Source organism: Streptomyces sp. NPDC050988, from assembly GCF_044456225.1.
Taxonomy (GTDB): domain Bacteria; phylum Actinomycetota; class Actinomycetes; order Streptomycetales; family Streptomycetaceae; genus Streptomyces.
The window spans coordinates 107,940-123,581 of record NZ_JBITFQ010000032.1; the positions used below are offsets into that span (position 1 = coordinate 107,940).

Consider the following 15,642-nt stretch of genomic DNA (forward strand, 5'->3'; position numbering starts at 1 on the left):
GACGTATGGCCAACTCCCCTCCGCGGCGGGACGATGCCCGCATATGCGCGGGTTGCGGGGGCCGAAGGAGGCTCGTCATGGCGGAGCCGGAAGTGGGTGTGACTCCCTACTGGGAGCTGACGTTCGACGCGGACGGGGATGTGAACGCGGGGCAGCGCGAGCGGCTGCTGAAGGAGGCGCCGGAGCGGGGCGTCAAGGATCTGATCGTGTTCGCGCACGGCTGGAACAGCGACCGGTCGGGGGCGACGCGGCTCTACAGCCGGTTCTTCGAACCGTTCCCCGGGCTCGCGCCGGACGCGCGGCTCGGGTTCGTGGGCGTGGTGTGGCCGTCGATGCGGTTCTCGGACGAGCCGATCCCCGACTTCGAGCGGACGGTGACGGCGGCGACGGTGGGACCGGCTCTGGACAAGGGCACCCGCGGCGGTCTGCTGGAGGTCTTCCCCGGCCGGGCCACCCTGGTCGACCAGCTCGCCCGGATGCTCGACCAACAGCCGGACGAGGAAGCCGCGTTGGAGGAGTTCGGGCGGCTGGTACGGCTGCTCGTCGAGCTGCACCCCGAGGCGCCGGGGACGGCGTTCGCCGCGGACACCGTGGCGGCGGCCGGGCCGCAGTGCGACCCGGAGATGTTCCTCGGAGACACGGCGGAGATGTGCCGGGAGTTCGCGCGGGCGCTGGCGGAGGAACGGGCCGGCGCCGACGGCGAGCTCGCGGTCGGCGTCGGGGCCGGGTCCGGGGTCGGAGCCGATGGACTCCAGGCCTCGTTCGGGATTCCGCCGGTCTGGGACGGCGCTCATGAACTGCTGCGGCAGGCAACGTACTTCGCCATGAAGCGGCGCGCGGGCGCGGTCGGTGAGCGCGGGCTCGGCCCGCTGGTCGGACGGCTCTCGCAGGTGGCGCCCGGGCTGCGGGTGCATCTCGTGGGGCACAGCTTCGGCGGGCGCCTGGTGTCGTTCGCGCTGCGCGGGCTGCCCAGGGGCGTACGGAACGTGAAGTCGGTGACGCTGCTCCAAGCGGCCTTCTCCCACTACGCGTTCGCGGCGCGGCTGCCGCACGACGCGCGGGGCAAGGGCGTCCTGCACGGTCAACAGGACCGTGTGGACGGCCCGTTGGTCTGCTGCTTCTCGCGCTTCGACTCGGCGCTCGGGACGATCTACCCGATGGCCTCCCGGATGGCGGGCGACAGCAACTCCGCCGTCGACCTCCGGCTTCCCCGTCTCCTGGGCAGCAAGTGGGGGGCGTTGGGGTTCGACGGGGTGCAGGCGGTGGCGGGCACCAAGGCGTTCAAGCTCGCCGACGCGCTGCGGGCGAAGCTGCCCGTGTCGGGGTGCGTGAACATCGACGCGTCCGCGGTGGTGAAACGCGGCGGAGCCCCGTCGGGGGCCCACAGCGACATCTGCCACCGGGAGTTGGCGCAGGTGGTGCTGGCGGCGGGCCGTATCCGGTGACCCGCCGCCAGTTGGTGCCCTGTCGTCACCGGTGCGAGGCGAACTCCACGACCTGCTGGTAGGTCGGCCGGTTCTGCCAGCTGATCTTGTTGTGCTTGATGCCGCCCAGCGTGCGCTGATTGACCGAGTCGGCGCACCACTGGTCGCCGGCCGAGCAGAGGTCGTCGCCCGGGTAGACCTGGGCGGCGGTCTTCGCCGCGGCCTCCTTGAGACTGTTGATCAGGATGGTCCGGCAGGCGCCGAGGCTGCCGCCGCCGCAGTACGGCTTGGCGAGTCCGCCCTCCACGGTCTCGCCGAGCACCGCCCGGATGTCCTTGTGGACGTAGCTCCACCAGCCGTACTGGAAGGAGCTTCCGGCGTGCGAGCCGGTGGGCCCGTGTCCGGCCGACGGGGGCTCGTCCACGGGGAGGTTGTTGGTCATGGCGGTGTAGAGGTCGCTGCCGAGGCCGGGTTCGAACTCGGCCTTCACCAGCAGCGGCCACCAGGCGTCCAGGATGCGGATCGCCTCGGCGTTGGCGTACGCCTTCGAACCGGCCGAGGTCTCCTTGCGTTTGGCGCCGGCCGTCACCCAGTCGGACAGCTTCGTCACGGCCGCCGCTGCCGCCGTGTCGGTGACCGGCGAACTGTTCACCACCTTCAGCAGCTTGGGCAGTACGTCCTCGGCGCGCAGGTCCGCGAGCGCCGCGTCGGCCATCGCCTTGGTGAGCGAGGCCCTGGTCACCCCGCCCGCGGTGACCAGCTTCTTCACCCGGTCCTCCAGGAGGTTGCCGCGGTGGACTGAGCCGTTGCCCCAGGGAGCCGTGGTGTAGTCCTTGGCCTGTTTGTTGTTCCAGGAGATGTAGTAGTCCTGGTCGATGGAGTTGGGGTGGGCGGACGCCGGGGTGTAGTCGGCGGTGTTCGTCGTGGGCGTCCAGTTCCTCCACTCGTACGCGGGCTGCGCCCAGACCGGGAACTCGGCGTCGACACCGCTCGCGCGGACCGGGTTGTCGCCGCTGTTGTAGTACGCGGTGTGCTGCGAGTCGGCGTAGAACCAGTTGAAGGTGTAGTTGATGTGCTGCACCGCCGACTGGAAGGTCTGAGGGCTCTTCACGTAGTCCGGGTCGTTGAGCATCTGGAAGCCGATGATCGAGTCGGCCTCGTGCATGTAGGAGGAGCGCAGGGTGGTGTACGCGACCCGTTTTCCGTCGACCGTGGCGCGGTGCGTCACCGGGCCGTACTTGGTGCGCCAGACCTGCATGCGGTACGAGCCGGCCGCGGTGCCGTCGGCGGTGGTGGGCTTCCAGGCGTTGGTCTGCTCGACCTTGTCCATGGCCGTGCAGGTGCCGCGGTAGAGGTAGTGGGTGTCGTCCTGGCAGAGCTCGACCGCGTAGGTGTCGATGATGTCCTGGCCGGAGGTCGTGGCGCTCCACGCGTAGTCCTGGCCGCGGCCGAGTTCGACGTACATGCTGAGGCCCGCGAAGGAGGCACCGCGGGCGCTGAGGCCGGGGCCCTGGATCTCCTGGAGCATCAACAGCTGTGGCGCGAAGTAGCCGGTCTGCGGTCCGAAGACGGCGATCGGGTTGCCGCTCGCGGTGCTCTTGCCGCTCACCACGAGGGCGTTGGACATACCGCGCTTCGCCGAGCTGAGGGCGCTCGCCGTCGCCGCGGCGGATGTCCCGGTGGCTGCGGTGGTGGCCGCACTGCCCGTGCGGTCGTAGACCAGGGGTTCCTGGGCCACCGAGCCCGCGGCGGGCAGGGCCTCGCCCTGGGGGTCGGCCGGTTTGGTGGCGTACGGGAAGCTCTCGCCGTTGTGGACGGTGAGGACCGCCTCGGGGTCGTTGCGCTCGCGGAAGGACTCCCAGACCTTGGTCCCCTCCTCCACGCCGTACTTGGACTGGGCGGCGAGGAGTGAGATGGCGTTGTTGACCTCGCCGCCGCCCCCGGAGCCGAAGAGCGCGCCGATGACGGAGGCGAGGGCGACCAGGTCGGTCTCCTTGAAGTGCTCGATGGTCCCGGCGTTGGTGATCGAGTCCTTGTGACCGGTCAGGACGTACTCGCCGGGGAAGTAGCGGCCGCTGTCGGAGGCGTCGATGTAGGCGTTGATGCCGGCGATGTAGGCCTTGACGTCGTCGAGGGCCTGCTGGCCGCGGGCGCCGTTCGTGGCGACGGCGTTGTCGATCTGGGCCTGGAGATCGGCCTCCGTGTAGGGGGCGTGGCGCCAGAACTCCTGCTCGAGGCCCTGGTTGGAGGGTGCGCCGCCGGCGAAGGGGGTCAGCTTGCCGCGTCCGACGTGCCGGAAGACGTCCATCAGCCACAGCCGGTCCTGGGCGGCCGCGTATCCGGCGCCGAACTCCGTGCCGTAACGCGTGGTGCCTGTGATGTGCGGCACACCGGTCTTCTTGTCGCGGACGATCGTGACGTCGGTGCGTCCGGCGGGCTTCAGGGTCGACTCGACCTGGTCGGCGGGGACCCCGAACGAGGCGTCCCTGAAGAAGTCGTTGATCTTGGCGTCGGTGAGCCCGGAGTAGCCCGACGCGAGGTTGCCATAGGGCGCGAGCTGGTCGTCCGCGTGTGCGGGCTGGGTGCCGAAGGCCTGGTTCAGGAGGATCTCGGCGAGGGTCGCGTTGCCGTTCTGGCCCGCCGGGAGGATGTCCGAACACCGGCCGCCGCAGTAGTCGTTCGCGGCGGCCGCGGCCGCCGCCGAGGGGGGCTGCGCGACGGCCGTCTGGGAAAGCGGAGACAAAAGACCGGCAACGAGCGCGCATATGGATGCGCCCTTGAGGAACTTGGTGAATCTGCGGGGAGTTCTCTGTCTGTCGAGGATGGTGCGTGGGGTACGCCGGGGCATGGCTGGCTCCTCGCGACGGGGGTGAGCCGGACGTTACCGCCGGTATCCCCGCGTTTGAAGATGAACATGCGTCACTTTTGGCGTCGGAGGGGTCGACGGATCCCCCGAGGCACCGCCGGCCGCCCTGGCCGACGGCGAGAAGCAGACGGTGGACGGCCGAGAACCGTCTGGCGGGTAGTCCGAAACCGCCCGATTGGCGGCTTTTTGACAGTCGCCGAAAAACAGATGGAGCCGAATCGCGTGTCGATACGTCTATTCGGCGACGTCCTTTCGACGACGCCGAAGTGACCGAAGTACAGGTGCAGGTGTGACGGAGGTGCAGGGCGATGGCCGGCTTTCGGAGTCTGGCGAGACAGGTGCGCGACCCGAGGAGCGATCTGGCACTGCGGCGCTATTCACTGCGCAAGTGCCTTGAGAGGTTCGCTCCTTACGGTCACCGGGCGACCTGGGACCATCTGTGCTCCCGGGCCGGGTTCGGCCCCGAGGACAGGTCCCCCGATCCAGCGCGGCTCGTGGCCGCACTGGACGAACTGGAGGAGGCGCGCTCCGTATGGCTCGCCTACGAGGTCGAGTTCGCACAGCGCCGCAAGAAGGAGAAGCACGACGGTCTGCGCAGCCCCGGCAGCGTGGACGACTGGCACCGGCTCACCTGGGGCGGCTTCGGGGTCGCCTGGTGCGACGACCCGCGGGTCCACCCCCATGAGCCGATGGCCGAGGTGCTGCGCCGGCTGATCGCCGCCCTGGAGCGCGAGCCGGGCACCGTCTGCCCGGTCTGCTCGGGCGAGCGCCTCACCTGGAAGTACGACCTGGCCCACGAACCGTCCACGGGCCCGGTCTGCACGGCCTGCGGGATCGTGGTCCCGCGGCCGGTTCTCACGCCCGAGGCCCTGGCAGAAGCCAGAAGAGGGCGTCTGTTGGTGTCGGTGGCGAGCTAGGCGTGCCGGGGGTGCGCCGGCGGAACCGCACCCCCGGGCGATTGACTACGGCGTCTTGACGTCGGTGTGGATGGCGAGCTTGAACTCGGCCAGCATCAGCGGTGTGGAGACCTTCACGTCCCCCGCGCCGCGCACGGAGATCTTCAGGCCGAGCGGTGTCCCCGGGTGGACGAACATCTGCCACATGTAGGTGCGGTACTGGCCGCCCCGGGTGGGTGCGATGTCGGTCGTGGCCGTCGAGTTGTAGCCGGTCGAGAGGTTCAGCGGGTCCCGGACGTAGCGTGCCCGGTACTCGAGTCCGGCGGAGTCCGCCTCCCAGAAGACCATCGCGGACAGTACGCCCCAGCCGTCGTGGCTGGGCCAGATCAGGCCCGAACGGGCGTCGGGGAACGTCGACGCGCTGTCGCCGCCCTGCGCCGGGTCGTGCATGTTCCAGGGGTCGTACTGCTCCTCCCCCGTGACGTACGGGAAGCGCACGAGGTGGTACCCGTCGCTGTCGTACGTGATGGTCTGCGCCCCCGTGTGCGCGGCTTCCCACTTGAGCGAGCAGATGGCGAGGCTCATCGCCTGTTCCTCCTTCGATCTCCGGTTGTCAGTGGCGCCTGGCACCATCGGGGGCATGGTGCAGGTGTGTGTGAACGGGGGACGCGGGTCCGGTGACGGCGCTCTCGTGCCGCTGTCGCCGGGGGCGATGGCCGACTCCGCGGCGGAGGCCGTCGCGGTCGGGGCGTCGGACATCCATGTACATCCCAAGTCCCCCTGTGGAGAGGACACGCTGTCGCCGAAAGCGGTTGCAGTGACGCTTGAGGAAATTCGTTCCCGGGTCGCCGTCCCCGTCGGCGTGACCACCGGCGCCTGGGCCGAGCCCGACCCCGCGGCCCGCGTCACCCGCGTCCACGAGTGGACCGTCCTGCCCGACCACGCCTCGGTCAACTGGCACGAGCCGGGAGCCGAACAGGTCGCCGCCGCGCTCCTGGAGCGGGGCGTGGCCGTGGAGGCAGGCATCTGGTCCGCCACGGACGGAGCCGCCCGCTTCGCGGCCTCACCACTCGCCCCAAGGGTCCTGCGCGTCCTGGCGGAGGTGACGGACCCGAATCCCGACACGGCGGAGGACTCGGCCCGGGAGCTGCTGGCCGCACTCACCGTCACTCACGGCCGTCCCGTCCTGCTGCACGGCGAGGAGGGCGGCACCTGGCCCGTCCTCCGGCTCGCCGGACGCCTCGGGCTCGCGACACGGATAGGCCTGGAGGACACACTGTTCCTGCCGAACGGCCAACGGGCGCTGTCCAATGCGGAGTTGGTCACGGAGGGACTGGCCCAGTACGAGAGAGCGCAGCGCACGCCGTAAGGGGGGCGCGCCCCGAAAGGGGCGCGGGGAACTGCGCGACGAGCCCCCACCGGGCCCGCAGATCACCACCCCCTCCCCGGCGGAGCACATACCAGCACCAAAATCCTTCGCTCCACCCCTTTCCCGTACGGACAGTTGGAGGCGATGAAACCGGTCTGAGGAACCCGAGGAGTCCCACCATGTCGACGCTGCGCGTCACCGCCGAAGTGCTGACCGTCCACGAGCATCCGAACGCCGACGCGCTCGAACTGGCCCAGGTGGGCCTGTACCGAGCAGTCGTCGCCAAGGGCGTGTACCGCACCGGTGAGACCGCCGTCTACATCCCCGAGCAGTCCGTGCTGCCCGAGGAGCTGATCGAGGAGCTGGGCCTGACCGGACGCCTCGCGGGCAGCAGGTCGGACCGGGTGAAGGCGGTGCGGCTGCGCGGCGAGCTGTCGCAGGGGATCGTCTGCCGGCCGAAAGCGCTGGCCGACGTCGACCTCGCGCGGGCCGCCGCGGACGGCACGGACTTCGCGGAGCGGCTCGGCATCACCAAATGGGTGCCGCCGATACCGCCCACGATGGACGGCGAAGTCGAGCCGGCCCCCGATCTGCTCCCCTGGGTCGACATCGAGAACATCCAGCGCTACCCGGACATCTTCGCCCCGGGCGAGGACGTGGTGCTGACCGAGAAACTGCACGGCTCGGCCTGCCTGCTCACGTACTTCGCCGAGAACGGCCGCGTCCAGGTCTCCTCGAAGGGCTTCGGCGCCAAGTACCTGGCCCTGACGGAGGACCCGCGCAACCTGTACTGGCGCGCGATACACGGCCACGGCGTCGCGGCGGCCGCGGCCCGGCTCGCCGAGCGGCTCGGGGCGCGCCGGGTCGGCGTCTTCGGCGAGGTGTACGGAGCGGGCGTACAGGACCTCACCTACGGCGCCGACGGCCGCCGCGAGCCGCTCGGATACGCCGTGTTCGACGTGTCCGCGGAGATCGACGGCGAGGTCCGCTGGCTGGACGCGACGGAGCTGCTCACGGGTGAACTGCCGCTCGTGCCACGGCTCTACGAGGGCCCGTACGACATCGGCCGCGTCCTGGAGTTCGCCTCCGGGTGCGAGACGGTCTCCGGGCGCGAGCTGCACCTGCGCGAGGGTGTCGTGATCAGGCCCGCCACCGAGCGGTACAGCCCGGTGACGGGCGGCCGGGCCGTCGCGAAGGCGGTCAGCCCGGCGTATCTGACGCGCAAGGGCGGCACGGAGTACGAGTGAGGAGAGGAACCCGGGGGCCGCTTCAGCCGCAGTCCCTGGGCTCCTCATCCGGCTGCTCGCGCCGCTTCCTGGCGCCCGGGCGTTCCACCATCAGCCGGGAGCCGCTCTGCCGTTCGCCGAAGACGTCGTCGGGGTTGGACAGTACGCAGGTCTCCAACGAGAGACAGCCACAGCCGATGCAGTCCGTGAGGTGGTCACGCAGGCGGCTCAACTGCTTGATGCGCTCGTCGAGTTCGGACCGCCAGGCCTCCGAGAGGCGGGCCCAGTCCTCGCGCGTCGGGGTGCGCTCCTCGGGCAGCTCGGCGAGCGCGTCGCGGATCGTGGCCAGCGGGATGCCGACGCGCTGCGCGGCCCGTACGAACGCGACCCGGCGCAGTGCGTCACGGTGGTAGCGGCGCTGATTGCCTGTGGTGCGGCGACTGCTGATCAGGCCCTTGGACTCGTAGAAGTGCAGGGCCGAGACGGCGGCGCCGCTGCGGGCCGACAACTGGCCGACCGTGAGTTCGTGGATCTTCTCGGGAATCTGGGGCACCCCTCGAAGCCTACCCATGCCGTGGGCCTACCTCGCCCGCCGTCCTCGTCGCGCGGCATTCGTCACTCGCCACGCGTCACGCGTCACGCGTCACTCGCCACGCGTCACGCGTCACGCGTCACTCGTCACGCTTCCGGTCCGTTGACAGGGAACCCCCCGCCCTACCATGCTAAGCAGTTGCTTAGACATCTGCTCAGACATTGCTACACGGGAGGCCAGGGACATGGCAGAGCCGAGGATCTTCACGTCCGCCGACGAACTGAAGGCGGCGGTGGGCGAGCAGTTGGGGTACAGCGACTGGCTGGAGGTCGACCAGAAGCGGATCGATCTGTTCGCCGACGCGACAGGGGATCACCAGTGGATTCATGTGGACCCCGAGAAGGCCGCGGCGGGTCCCTTCGGGACGACCATTGCCCACGGGTACCTGACCTTGTCGCTGCTGCCGCTGTTCGGGCCTCAGCTGATCAAGGTCGAGGGGGTGAAGATGGGCGTCAACTACGGGACGAACAAGGTTCGTTTTCCCGCTCCCGTGCCGGTGGGGTCGCGGCTGCGCGCGACCGCGAAGATCACGGGGGTTGATGAGGTGCCTGGTGGTGTGCAGGTGTCTGTCGGGTTCACCGTGGAGCGCGAGGGGGGCGACAAGCCGGTTTGTGCGGCTGAGTCGGTGTCTCGGTACTACTTCTGACCGGTCGCGTGTTGACTGCGGGTCCGTTGTGGTCCCCCAGCCTTCGGCCGGGAGGTGCCCCCAGGTCGCGCAGTTCCCCGCGCCCCTAACGGGGCTCGGCCCCGACCATCCTCAGAACCAGGTCCGCGTACAGGGTGCCCACCTCGTCCGGGGTCCTCGTGCCGTTGACGTTGAACCAGCGGGCCACGTCGATGCACAGGGAGAGGACCGCGAGAGTGGTGCCCGGGACGTCCGGGACGTCGAAGTCGCCCGCGGCCACGCCGTCCTGGATGATGCCGCGGACCTCGGCGTCGACCTGGCGGCGCAGGGCGATGATCTCGGCCCGGGCGTCCGGGCCGAGCGAGTCCAGTTCGTACTGCACGACCCGTGCGGTGGTCCGCCCGCCGGCGTGCCAGCGGACGAAGGAGCTCACGGCGTCCGCCAGCCGCTCGGCGGCGCTGCCCTCACCCTGGGCCGCCGTCCGCAGGATCTCCAGGGCCTTCTCGTGACCGATCCTGCTGATCCGGTGGAGCAGTTCTTCCTTGGTCTTGTAGTGGATGTAGAGCGCGGCCGGGCTCATCCCCGCCCGGCCGGCGATGTCACGGGTCGTCGTCGCGTGGTACCCGCGCTCGGCGAAGGCCTCCACGGCGGCGACGAGCAGCCGCCGGGCCGCGTCCGGGGTGACCTCGGCCCACGGCGGCATCTCCGCACCGGCCGTCTCCTCCGCCGTACTCATCGCTGGTTCGCCCCTTCCACTGGCAGAACGAACACCATACCTCCGATGCTGAGCGAGCGCTTAGAGTGCCCGATCAGAGGCGTGGAAAACCGCCTCGGCGCTTCACAGCTTCTCGAAGGGGTCGTGTGCGGCGAGGAGCTTCTCCAGGCGGGCCTGGTCGACCCGGCTGACGATCTGCCCGGCCTCCTGACGGTCGCGGATCACCTTGGCGAGGGTGAAGGCGGAGGTGACGAGGTAGAGGACGGCGATCCCCAGGAATGCGCGCACCCAGGTGTCGGCCTCCAGCTTGAAGATGCCGATGGTGGTGGCGACGACGGCGACGCCGAACGATAGGACCGCCTGGCCGTAGAAGGCGGCGGTGTTCTGCTGCTTGACCGGTGTCTCACTCATGCGCACCAGAGTCGGCCCACGTGGCGGGAACCACATCCGCTCGCGTACTCAGACGCGTACTCAGAAGGCCGAAATCCCTGTCAGCGCACGGCCGATGACCAGTTTCTGGATCTGACTGGTGCCCTCGTACAGGGTCATCACGCGGGCGTCGCGCAGCAGTTTGCCGACCGGGTACTCGTCGATGTAGCCGTAGCCGCCGAAGACCTGGAGGGCGTTGTTCGCGGCGCGCACGGCGGCCTCCGAGGCGAAGAGCTTGGCCTTGGAGGACTCGGTGGCGAACGGCTCGCCCCGGTCGACGAGATCGGCGACGCGCCAGGTGAGCAGCCGGGCCGCGTCGACGTCCACGGCGATGTCGCTGAGCAGCTCCTGGACGAGCTGGTGGTGGGCGATCGTCCTGCCGAACTGCTCGCGCTCGGTCGCGTACGTCACGGCGGCGTCCAGCGCGGCCTGGGCGATGCCGACACAGCCGGCCGCGACGGACATCCGGCCCTTGGCCAGCGCGGACATGGCGATGGAGAAGCCCTTGCCCTCGGGGCCGAGCATCGTGGAGGCCGGCACGCGGACGTCCTCCAGGACCAGCTCGGCGGTGGCCTGGCCGCGCAGTCCGAGCTTGCCGTGGACGGTGCGGCGGGTGAGGCCGGGGGTGTCGGTGGGTACGAGGAAGGCGGAGACGCCCTTGTGGCCGGGGGCGTCGGTCGAGCGGGCGAAGAGCAGCACGACGTCGGCCCAGGTGCCGTTGGTGATGAACATCTTGCTGCCGCTGATCACGTAGTCGTCGCCGTCGCGCACCGCCCTGGTCGACAGGTTGCCCGCGTCGGACCCTGTGCCCGGTTCGGTGAGGCCGAAGCAGCCGACGTACGCACCCGAGGTGAGCCCCGGCAGCCACTGCCGCCTCTGCTCCTCACTCCCCCAGGACGCGATGGTCTTGGCGACCAGGCCGAGGGAGACCGAGACGATGCCGCGGACCGAGGAGTCGCCCCGGCCCAGCTCCTCCGTCACCAGGCAGTACGTGAGATGGTCGCCGCCGGATCCGCCGTACTCCTCGTCGACGGTGAGGCCCAGGAAGCCGATGTCGCCGAGCTTCTTCACGATCGAGCGGTCGACCTCCTCCGCCCGGTCCCAGGCGACGACGTGCGGGGCGATCTCCCGGTCGACGAAGTCCCTGGCGAGCCGTCGGACGGCGGTCTGCTCCTCGCTGAGCCCCAGGTTCATGACGAGTCCTCCCGGTCGAAGGCCACGTGTCGAAGGCCACGTGACGGCCGCGACATGACTGCTGCAGCATTAAATTAGCACTGCTAGTTTCCGGTTCGCAGCCCTACTATGTGCGCCATGGCCAGACCGCGCAAGCCCCTCCTCAGCACCGACCGGATCGTCGGGGCGGCCCGGACGCTGGTGGACGCCGAGGGCCTGGCCGCGGTCTCGACGCGCCGGCTCGCCGCCGAACTGGGCGTGAGCGGTCCGTCCCTCTACAACCACTTCCGGACGAAGGACCAGATCCTGGAGGCGGTCGCGGACTCCGTGAGCGCGCAGGTCGACCTGTCGATGTTCGAGGACGGGCGCGACTGGCGCACCGCGCTGCACGACTGGGCCGTCTCCTACCGGGCCGCCCTGCGCGACCACCCCAACATCGTCCCGGTCCTGGCCCGCGGCCCCGGCCGCCGCCCGGCCGGACTACGGCTCGCCGACGCCGTCTTCGGTGCGATGGTCGAGGCGGGATGGCCCCCGGCGCAGGCCACGTCCATCGGCGCGCTGATGCGGTACTTCGTGATGGGCTCCGCGCTGGGATCGTTCGCCGGGGGCTTCGTGGACGACGAGACCGCGTACGACCCCGCCGACTATCCGCACCTCGGGCAGGCCCATCTCCTCGCCGAACAGCAGGAGAAGATCGACGAACGGGCCTTCGAGACGGGGCTCAGGGCGTTGCTGGACGGGTTGGCGCTGCAGTTCGAGGGGCTGCGGGGGGAGTAGGGGTTCCGCATGCCTTCCTTTGTCTGCGGGCCGCATGTGGCTTGTCGCGCAGTTCCCCACGCCCCTTACGGGGCGCTCAACGTTCGGCGCTCGCCGAACTGTGCGTCGCGCATCCTGAGTGCATGACCTCCTCACGGACCGGGGCCGCTGGGCTCGCCGCCCTTGCCTCTCTCGTCGCCGACGAGACGCGGGCCGGTTTTCTGCTGGCCCTGCTCGACGGGCGGGCGTGGACCGCCGGGGAGCTGGCACGGCACGCGGGGGTCGCCGCGTCGACGGCCAGCGAGCACCTGGGCAAGCTCGTCGCGGGCGGGCTGCTCGCCGAGGAGCGGCAGGGGCGGCACCGGTACGTACGGCTGGCCGACGCCCGGGTCGCCCAGCTCGTCGAGGACCTCGCCGCCCAGGTCTCGCCGACGGCCGCCGTACGCCCTCGCACCCTGCGTGAGGCGGGCGCGGGCAGCGCGATGGCCCGGGGCCGCACCTGCTACGACCACCTGGCCGGCCGCCTCGGCATCGCCGTCACCGACGCGCTGACCGGCCTCGGACTGCTCCGGCAGGACACGGGGTTCGCGCTCACCGACGAAGGCGTGCGCTGGTTCGACGGCCTCGGCGTCCCCCTCGTACGCACCGGACGCCGCCCGCTCGCCCGGGCCTGCCTGGACTGGACGGAACGACGCCCGCACCTCGCCGGCATCGCGGGAGCGGCCCTGTGCCGCCATGCCCTGGACACGGGCTGGTGCGTTCGCATCGGCTCGGAGCGAGCGGTAAAGGTCACGGCTGAGGGCGAACGGGCGTTGGCGGAACTCCTGGGAATCCAGCCCGAGACTCTCCACTGACCCGCCCCCAAGGCGCCTCTCAAGGGGCGCGGGGAACTGCGCGCTCAGCCCGCACCGACCCGCAGACAGACAACGCCACCCAGCGGAGCACAACGCCCCGTCCAAAAACCGCGAGCCCTTTCCCGCAACCCCACCTAGCCTCTGGAAAGTGATGAAGCCTCTCCTGTCCGCCCGCCGCACAGAACTGCTCGCGGCCACAGCCGCGACAATCACCGTGCTGCTGTGGGCCTCCGCGTTCGTGTCCATCCGCAGTGCGGGCGAGGCCTACGCGCCCGGTGCGCTGGCGCTCGGCCGGCTGCTCGCCGGGGCGCTCGTCCTCGGCGTGATCTGCCTGATACGCCGGGAGGGACTGCCCCCGCGCGCCGCGTGGCCGGGGATCGTGGTGTCCGGGCTGCTCTGGTTCGGGCTCTACATGGTGGTCCTCAACTGGGGTGAGCAGAAGGTCGACGCGGGCACCGCCGCCCTCGTGGTGAACGTCGGCCCGCTGGTCATGGCGCTGCTCGCGGGGTGGCTGCTCAAGGAGGGGCTGCCGCCGAGGCTGCTCGCCGGGATGGCCGTGTCGTTCGCGGGAGCGGCGGTCGTCGGCCTGTCGATGTCGGGCGAGGGCAGCGCCTCCGTACTCGGCGTGCTGCTCTGTCTGCTCGCCGCGGTGGCGTACGCGGGCGGTGTGGTCGCCCAGAAGCCGGCCCTGCGGCACGGTTCCGCGCTCCAGGTGACGACGTTCGGCTGTGCGATCGGGGCGGTGGCCTGTCTGCCGTTCGCGGGGCAGTTGGTGTCCGACGCCGCCGACGCCCCGCTGTCCGCGACCCTCAACATGCTGTATCTGGGCGTCTTCCCGACCGCCCTCGCGTTCACGACCTGGGCGTTCGCGCTGGCCCGTACGACGGCCGGGAAGATGGGTGCCACGACGTACGCGGTGCCCGCGCTGGTGGTGCTGATGTCCTGGGTGGCGCTCGACGAGGTGCCGGGCTGGATCACGCTCGTCGGCGGGCTGGTGTGTCTGGCGGGGGTGGCGGTGTCGCGGTCGCGCCCGCGAACGGCCGCCGTGGCGGCGGAAGTTGGGCCTGCGGCTGCCGCCGGGCCGGTCGCCGCGGCCCCGGAGACGAGTCCGGAGCCGCAGCGCGAGCAGGCCTAGGCGGCACGGCTTCTCAGCGTGAACGGGCCCTGTCCGCAAGGACCTTGATCGATCCGAGCGCGATCACGGCGAGCCCGATGATGTACGCGGACACCGACATCGATGTGCCCGTCGTCTCCAGCAGGAGCACCATCACGAAGGGCGCGAGTCCGCCGCCGAGCACAGCCGCGATCTGGTAGCCGAGCGAGGCGCCCGTGTACCGCATCTCGGGGGTGAACAGCTCGGCGAACAGGGCGGCCTGGGGCCCGTACATGATGCTGAGGAAACAGCTGCCGACGAACGTGCCGACCGCCAGCCACAGCAGCGAGCCCGTGTCGATCAGCAGGAACATCGGTACGGCCCACAGGGCGATGCCGGCCGCACCGAGACCGTAGATCCGGATGCGGCCGATGCGGTCGGAGAGCGCGGCGGACGCGGGGATCAGGACGAGCTGGGTGAGGCTCACGCAGAGGGAGACCGTGAGGACGGCGCCGCGGTTCATGTCGAGTTCGCGGGTCGTGTAGTCGAGGACGCCGGTGATCAGGATGTAGAAGGTCGCGGTGTTCACGGCGAACGAGCCGCCCGCAAGGAAGACCGTGCCGAGGTGGCCGCGGAGGATGGTGCGCAGCGGGGAGTTCCGCGCACCGTCGTCGCCCTTTCCCTTGCCTGCTCCCTGTTCTGTTGTCTGTCCCTTCTCTTCCCTCTCCTTCTCGGCCAGGGCCCGTTCGGCCGCCCGGAACTCCGGGGTCTCCTCGACGTGCTTGTGGATGTACCAGGCGAGTACGAGGACCAGCAGGCCGACCAGGAACGGGAGCCGCCATCCCCACGCCGCGAACGCCGACTCACTGGTGAACGCGCCGGCGAGGAGGAAGACCGAGTTGGCGGTCACCACGCCGATGGGGACGCCGAGTTGGACGAAGCTGCCGTAGATGCCGCGCTTGCCTTCCGGGGCGTACTCGGTGGCGAGGAGCATCGCGCCGCCCCACTGGGCGCCGACGGCGATGCCCTGCATGACGCGGAGCGTGACGAGCAGGACCGGGGCGGCCATGCCGATCGTCTCGTACGTGGGGAGGAGGCCGATGCCCGTAGTGGCCACGCCCATCAGGGTCAGGGCCAGGACCAGCATGGGCTTGCGGCCCCGTTTGTCGCCGAGGTGGCCCGCGATCACTCCGCCGAAGGGGCGGGCGAGGAAGCCGACCGCGAAGGTCGCGAACGAGGCGAGGACTCCTGCGGAGGGGCTGCCTGCGGGGAAGTACAGGTCTCCGAGGACGAGGGCCGCCGCTATGCCGAAGACGAAGTAGTCGTACCACTCGACTGCTGAGGCGAGGGCGGCGGCCGTTGCCACCTTGCGGCGGTTTCTGGTGGTTTGTTCGGGGGTGGATGTGCTGGGGAGAGCGGGAGGAGCGGTGTCCATGCGGTGCACACTCCGGTGGGTGCGGGGACGTTCGCGGCAACGTACTGACCGGACGGTATGTGGGTCAACGGGTGTGCCGGGATCGGTTTTTTTCTCGCCCCCGCCGCCCCTACCCATTCCCGTCACTAACTCAGGGGCTCCGCCCCCGAACCCCCAAAAGATTGCGCAGTTCCCCGCGCCCCTAAGGTC

Annotated in this window: 15 protein-coding genes; 8 read left to right on the forward strand and 7 right to left on the reverse strand. The window is 70.3% G+C overall.

The annotated features are described in order from the left end of the window. Nucleotides 1–77 precede the first annotated feature (77 nt). Nucleotides 78–1,445 (forward strand): serine-threonine protein kinase, encoded by a 1,368-nt coding sequence (locus ACIBEI_RS40970; protein WP_398895849.1) that lies wholly within the window; start codon nt 78–80, stop codon nt 1,443–1,445. Between the two features lie 25 nt (nt 1,446–1,470). Here the strand turns inward: ACIBEI_RS40970 and ACIBEI_RS40975 are convergent, their stop codons facing one another. Next, nucleotides 1,471–4,272, reverse strand: a complete 2,802-nt coding sequence (locus tag ACIBEI_RS40975) for a penicillin acylase family protein (protein ID WP_398895850.1) — start codon at nt 4,270–4,272, stop codon at nt 1,471–1,473. 326 nt (nt 4,273–4,598) lie between these two features. On the opposite strand from ACIBEI_RS40975, the gene ACIBEI_RS40980 reads away from it, so the two are divergent. Next, nucleotides 4,599–5,207: a hypothetical protein gene (locus ACIBEI_RS40980; protein WP_189840104.1), complete on the forward strand. Its 609-nt coding sequence runs from the start codon at nt 4,599–4,601 to the stop codon at nt 5,205–5,207. A 45-nt stretch (nt 5,208–5,252) separates the two neighbouring features. Here the strand turns inward: ACIBEI_RS40980 and ACIBEI_RS40985 are convergent, their stop codons facing one another. Further along, nucleotides 5,253–5,771 (reverse strand): hypothetical protein, encoded by a 519-nt coding sequence (locus tag ACIBEI_RS40985; protein WP_307526217.1) that lies wholly within the window; start codon nt 5,769–5,771, stop codon nt 5,253–5,255. Between the two features lie 55 nt (nt 5,772–5,826). Between ACIBEI_RS40985 and ACIBEI_RS40990 the strand changes: the two genes are divergently transcribed. Beyond that, the gene (locus tag ACIBEI_RS40990) at nt 5,827–6,555 is read left to right on the forward strand and encodes a 3-keto-5-aminohexanoate cleavage protein (protein ID WP_398895852.1); all 729 of its coding nucleotides are present in this window, start codon (nt 5,827–5,829) and stop codon (nt 6,553–6,555) included. A 179-nt stretch (nt 6,556–6,734) separates the two neighbouring features. Continuing rightward, entirely contained in the window at nt 6,735–7,802 is a 1,068-nt protein-coding gene (locus ACIBEI_RS40995) for an RNA ligase (ATP) (protein ID WP_398895853.1), read from the forward strand. Nucleotides 7,803–7,824: 22 nt separating this feature from the next. On the opposite strand, the gene soxR is transcribed toward ACIBEI_RS40995, so the two are convergent. Continuing rightward, nucleotides 7,825–8,334, reverse strand: coding sequence for a redox-sensitive transcriptional activator SoxR (soxR, locus tag ACIBEI_RS41000; RefSeq protein WP_398895854.1), 510 nt, complete (start codon nt 8,332–8,334; stop codon nt 7,825–7,827). A 223-nt stretch (nt 8,335–8,557) separates the two neighbouring features. Between soxR and ACIBEI_RS41005 the strand changes: the two genes are divergently transcribed. Continuing rightward, on the forward strand, nt 8,558–9,019 hold the full coding sequence (locus ACIBEI_RS41005; protein ID WP_200399266.1) for a MaoC family dehydratase: 462 nt from the start codon (nt 8,558–8,560) through the stop codon (nt 9,017–9,019). 85 nt (nt 9,020–9,104) lie between these two features. Here ACIBEI_RS41005 and ACIBEI_RS41010 read toward each other — a convergent pair whose 3' ends face one another. From ACIBEI_RS41010 to ACIBEI_RS41020, 3 genes are all read right to left on the reverse strand, one after another. After that, nucleotides 9,105–9,734, reverse strand: coding sequence for a TetR/AcrR family transcriptional regulator (locus tag ACIBEI_RS41010; protein ID WP_189840110.1), 630 nt, complete (start codon nt 9,732–9,734; stop codon nt 9,105–9,107). Between the two features lie 102 nt (nt 9,735–9,836). Further along, nucleotides 9,837–10,124, reverse strand: coding sequence for a YiaA/YiaB family inner membrane protein (locus tag ACIBEI_RS41015; protein ID WP_055612233.1), 288 nt, complete (start codon nt 10,122–10,124; stop codon nt 9,837–9,839). 60 nt (nt 10,125–10,184) lie between these two features. After that, on the reverse strand, nt 10,185–11,336 hold the full coding sequence (locus tag ACIBEI_RS41020) for an acyl-CoA dehydrogenase family protein (RefSeq protein ID WP_398895855.1): 1,152 nt from the start codon (nt 11,334–11,336) through the stop codon (nt 10,185–10,187). A 117-nt stretch (nt 11,337–11,453) separates the two neighbouring features. On the opposite strand from ACIBEI_RS41020, the gene ACIBEI_RS41025 reads away from it, so the two are divergent. The 3 genes from ACIBEI_RS41025 to ACIBEI_RS41035 all read left to right on the forward strand — a co-directional run bounded on the left by ACIBEI_RS41025 (nt 11,454) and on the right by ACIBEI_RS41035 (nt 14,060). Further along, entirely contained in the window at nt 11,454–12,092 is a 639-nt protein-coding gene (locus ACIBEI_RS41025; RefSeq protein ID WP_359726194.1) for a TetR/AcrR family transcriptional regulator, read from the forward strand. A gap of 122 nt (nt 12,093–12,214) precedes the next feature. Continuing rightward, entirely contained in the window at nt 12,215–12,925 is a 711-nt protein-coding gene (locus ACIBEI_RS41030; protein ID WP_398895856.1) for an ArsR/SmtB family transcription factor, read from the forward strand. Between the two features lie 151 nt (nt 12,926–13,076). Continuing rightward, the gene (locus ACIBEI_RS41035; RefSeq protein WP_398895862.1) at nt 13,077–14,060 is read left to right on the forward strand and encodes a DMT family transporter; all 984 of its coding nucleotides are present in this window, start codon (nt 13,077–13,079) and stop codon (nt 14,058–14,060) included. A 13-nt stretch (nt 14,061–14,073) separates the two neighbouring features. Here the strand turns inward: ACIBEI_RS41035 and ACIBEI_RS41040 are convergent, their stop codons facing one another. After that, entirely contained in the window at nt 14,074–15,453 is a 1,380-nt protein-coding gene (locus ACIBEI_RS41040) for an MFS transporter (RefSeq protein WP_398895857.1), read from the reverse strand. Nucleotides 15,454–15,642: the final 189 nt, after the last annotated feature.

What these genes read in the sequence shown, in the direction of transcription:
- ACIBEI_RS40970 (WP_398895849.1), top strand. Translation starts at nt 78, where the DNA reads ATGGCGGAGCCGGAAGTGGGTGTGACTCCCTACTGGGAGCTGACGTTC.
- ACIBEI_RS40975 (WP_398895850.1), bottom strand. Translation starts at nt 4,272, where the DNA reads ATGCCCCGGCGTACCCCACGCACCATCCTCGACAGACAGAGAACTCCC.
- ACIBEI_RS40980 (WP_189840104.1), top strand. Translation starts at nt 4,599, where the DNA reads ATGGCCGGCTTTCGGAGTCTGGCGAGACAGGTGCGCGACCCGAGGAGC.
- ACIBEI_RS40985 (WP_307526217.1), bottom strand. Translation starts at nt 5,771, where the DNA reads ATGAGCCTCGCCATCTGCTCGCTCAAGTGGGAAGCCGCGCACACGGGG.
- ACIBEI_RS40990 (WP_398895852.1), top strand. Translation starts at nt 5,827, where the DNA reads ATGGTGCAGGTGTGTGTGAACGGGGGACGCGGGTCCGGTGACGGCGCT.
- ACIBEI_RS40995 (WP_398895853.1), top strand. Translation starts at nt 6,735, where the DNA reads ATGTCGACGCTGCGCGTCACCGCCGAAGTGCTGACCGTCCACGAGCAT.
- ACIBEI_RS41005 (WP_200399266.1), top strand. Translation starts at nt 8,558, where the DNA reads ATGGCAGAGCCGAGGATCTTCACGTCCGCCGACGAACTGAAGGCGGCG.
- ACIBEI_RS41010 (WP_189840110.1), bottom strand. Translation starts at nt 9,734, where the DNA reads ATGAGTACGGCGGAGGAGACGGCCGGTGCGGAGATGCCGCCGTGGGCC.
- ACIBEI_RS41015 (WP_055612233.1), bottom strand. Translation starts at nt 10,124, where the DNA reads ATGAGTGAGACACCGGTCAAGCAGCAGAACACCGCCGCCTTCTACGGC.
- ACIBEI_RS41020 (WP_398895855.1), bottom strand. Translation starts at nt 11,336, where the DNA reads ATGAACCTGGGGCTCAGCGAGGAGCAGACCGCCGTCCGACGGCTCGCC.
- ACIBEI_RS41025 (WP_359726194.1), top strand. Translation starts at nt 11,454, where the DNA reads ATGGCCAGACCGCGCAAGCCCCTCCTCAGCACCGACCGGATCGTCGGG.
- ACIBEI_RS41030 (WP_398895856.1), top strand. Translation starts at nt 12,215, where the DNA reads ATGACCTCCTCACGGACCGGGGCCGCTGGGCTCGCCGCCCTTGCCTCT.
- ACIBEI_RS41035 (WP_398895862.1), top strand. Translation starts at nt 13,077, where the DNA reads ATGAAGCCTCTCCTGTCCGCCCGCCGCACAGAACTGCTCGCGGCCACA.
- ACIBEI_RS41040 (WP_398895857.1), bottom strand. Translation starts at nt 15,453, where the DNA reads ATGGACACCGCTCCTCCCGCTCTCCCCAGCACATCCACCCCCGAACAA.